Origin of the sequence: Shewanella sp. 10N.286.45.A1 (assembly GCF_041470405.1) — a bacterium.
Classification (GTDB): domain Bacteria; phylum Pseudomonadota; class Gammaproteobacteria; order Enterobacterales; family Shewanellaceae; genus Shewanella.
The window spans coordinates 1-3,200 of sequence record NZ_JBFRMK010000096.1 but is presented as its reverse complement, the minus strand read 5'-3'; the positions used below and the strand labels follow the sequence as shown (position 1 = coordinate 3,200).

2 protein-coding genes are annotated in these 3,200 nt (G+C 43.3%); one reads left to right on the top strand and one right to left on the bottom strand.

Going from position 1 to position 3,200, the window contains the following annotated elements; genetic code table 11:
• Positions 1-243 precede the first annotated feature (243 nt).
• Complete coding sequence (locus tag AB4238_RS08555) at positions 244-2,034, bottom strand: M1 family metallopeptidase (RefSeq protein WP_372032884.1); 1,791 nt, start codon at positions 2,032-2,034, stop codon at positions 244-246.
• A 138-nt stretch (positions 2,035-2,172) separates the two neighbouring features.
• Between AB4238_RS08555 and AB4238_RS08550 the strand changes: the two genes are divergently transcribed.
• Positions 2,173-3,060: a collagenase gene (locus AB4238_RS08550; RefSeq protein ID WP_372032882.1), complete on the top strand. Its 888-nt coding sequence runs from the start codon at positions 2,173-2,175 to the stop codon at positions 3,058-3,060.
• The last annotated feature ends 140 nt before the right edge of the window (positions 3,061-3,200 follow it).

The following is a 3,200-nucleotide window of genomic DNA, read 5'->3' as shown; positions in this document are numbered from 1 at the left end:
AATTGTCTACAGCCCCTGACTATATGAACCGATTCTCGTTAAGTGAATTTCATCAGTTGGCTTAACCCTTATTCTCTTTGCTCATCACTTAGAGTTGATAGTTTCAATGTTCATCATCATTCCCTTGGGCACTCCTGTTGAGGTTTGCCATTGGAGTTAACCGTTACGCTAGCGCACTAACCGTGTTAACTCTTGAAAACTTATGTTTATGGCAACCTATTTAGGTTGCCATTTTTTTGGTTATTAAACGACAGCGTTAAGTTGGGCGTCTAACATCACCACTATCGATGGGTGATATCCTTCTCGCGCTTGTGCGTAGATCTTTTTAATCTCTTCACTATAGCCAGCTTTAAGCAGTTCAGCATAAAGTGGCTTAACAAATTTACCTCGGCCAATTTTTACTAAGTAATCACCTACCGCCTCTAAAGCTTCAGTGTAACCATTACGGATAGCCACCCTATACCAATCACAAGCTATTTCAGCATTGGTTGATACTGTAAATGAAAATGCAGCGTCAAGTGCTTTAAGCTGATCATAGCTTACGACCTCTGGAAGGTTGGTCAGGAAATACTGCCAGTGATGCACTAACCAGCCTGTAGTATTAAGGTCCACAGCAGCATGGCCCGCTTCAAATGCTGACAGAGCCTCAGTGACCTTGTCTAAACTATTTGATGTTGGCGCGTTAAACCACTCAGGCATCCCTTCACCATAAATCCAGCCCATAAGCTCAGCTTCGCTAATCAGCTCACTATGCTCGACAAGCAATGTCTTTTTAGCATACTCAACAAAAGTCTCTGTTGTTATCGCTTCAAAAGCGAAAGCTTGTACATATTCATAGAGGAATTTATCAAAAGCAACCCGCCCTAAGCGCTTTTCAAGATCATGCACAAACATTGAAGCTTTATCATAGGTGAAACGATTAAAGGCTTCATTAGGATCTTGAGTTTGCATATTGGCGGGTAACGTTTGAGCTGCTAATGCTGTAGACTCAATCGCTTCCTTTAATCGACCATACTCCAATACTACTTCGAGCTCTGCCAACTCTTTACCAAACACCTTTTCGACAATGCGGTTAGTAAAATAAGTCGTGAAGCCTTCGTTTAACCATAAATCGCGCCATGTCGCGTTACTGACAAGGTTACCGGTCCAGGAATGCGCTAACTCATGGGCAACCGTTGAAACTAAGCTCTTATCTCCGGCGATTAGCGTGGGTGTCATAAAGGCTAACCTTGGATTTTCCATTCCACCAAAGGGGAAACTCGGTGGCAATACAATCATGTCATAGCGCCCCCAAGGGTATGGGCCCAATAAAGATTCAGCCACTTCAACCATACTTTCAGTATCTTCAAACTCTGCAACGGCTGACTCAACAACCTCTGGCTCCGCATAGACACCAGTACGCGCACCTAATCGCCCAAAGGCTAGATCGCCGACGGCTATAGCGAGCAGGTGTGTCGGCATGGCTTTTTCCATGGTGAAGCTAAAACGACCATCAAGTGCTGCTGTGGCATCATTCATGGCACTCATCACAGCTCGCATTCCTTTAGGTGCATTAATCACGGCATCGAAAGTTATTCTGGCTTTTGGGCTATCTTGCAGCGGGATCCAGCTACGTGCATTGATAGGTTGCGATTGACTGAATAAGAATGGCAGTTTCTTGCCACTGGTTTGAGCGGGGGTTAACCACTGTAACCCTTGTGCTTCAGGCGTAGTGGCATAGTGTATTTTCACGCTGCTAACTGAAGAGTCTAATTTGATACATAAGCGTTGACCTAAGATCTGATCTTCTTTATCAATCGCGTACTCCAAGACTTGATCGGCTGCAGTAGTGACCTTAAAAATCGTGATATCGCGTAGATCTAACATTAACTCACGAGTATTCTCATCTAAGTAAGTAAGATTTAGCTCCACCTGCCCGCTCAACTGCTTTGCAGCAAAGTCCACATCTAACATCAATGATAAATGTTTAACACGCACTTGCTCTGTATTGGCGAATGAATGGTAGTCACGGCTGTTATCCCATTGCTCTAACACGGCATATCCTTTCTAGTCATTGAATTTTGTTGGGGTATTTTAGTCAAAATCTTAATCTAGAGTGAAATTGACTCGAATAGTTTTAAGTGAAACACTTGCGAATATTGTATGCAAATATAAAAATTAGAGAAACCCTCCATGAAAAATAAACACTATATCCTGACGCTAATCATGAGCCCTTTGCTGATTATGTCACCATATACTGCAGCGCAAACTGCGCAACCATTAGAAAACGTTCTAAGCCAGAATCATGCCTGCAGCGATACCATCATTATCCGTTCTCAGGCATTGACGCCACAGCAGGTTGAATCAGCTTGTCAGTTACTGCAAAAACAGGAAGCTAAATTCCACAAACTATTCGGCACGTTAAATAAACCAGTAGCTCATGACAATAACCACAGTATGCGGGCAAACGTCTATCACTCACGTGAAGATTATAAAGCGAATGTCACTGCTCACTTCAATGTGCCCAGTGACAATGGCGGCATGTATCTGGAGGGCTTTCCTTGGGAGAAAGATAACCAAGCCGAGTTTGTTGCCTACGAAAAAAAAGGGCAAGTGTGGAACCTAGCCCATGAATATGTGCATTATCTTGATGGTCGTTTTAACCTTTATGGTGATTTTTGTGCCTCATTACATGACTCGCATAGCGCGCCAGAGTACTGTCCTCAACCAACACCTTTGTATCCTCACCTCGTGTGGTGGAGCGAAGGCATTGCCGAATACATCTCTCTTGCTGACAATAATCCAAAAGCACTAAAGGTTATAGGTGCTAATAACCTGCAATTGAGCGAGTTATTTAATACCAGTTATGAGCAGAACGGTGGCGGCGATAGAGTCTACCGCTGGGGCTATTTAGCCGTGCGATTCATGCTTGAACAACATAAAGATAAAATCGATGAGATGCTAATCTTCACTCGAAAAGGGGATTACCCAAGGTACCAGGCATTAGTGAGCCAATGGGGAACCTCAATGGATGCAGAGTTTCAAACTTGGTTAGCTGAATTGGTTAAAGCAAACGAATAGTAAAACAGAATCAAAAAAGGCCTCAAATGAGTAATGCCGTTCACTTAACGTGAACGGCTTTCTTTTTTATGGGATATCGGTCCTTTGAACACTTCAACACTCTAGGGTAACTACGCTCCCTTTTCCCCTCTAAAATAAAC

Coding starts and splice junctions, on each gene's coding strand:
- AB4238_RS08550 (WP_372032882.1), top strand. CDS start 2,173: ATGAAAAATAAACACTATATCCTGACGCTAATCATGAGCCCTTTGCTG.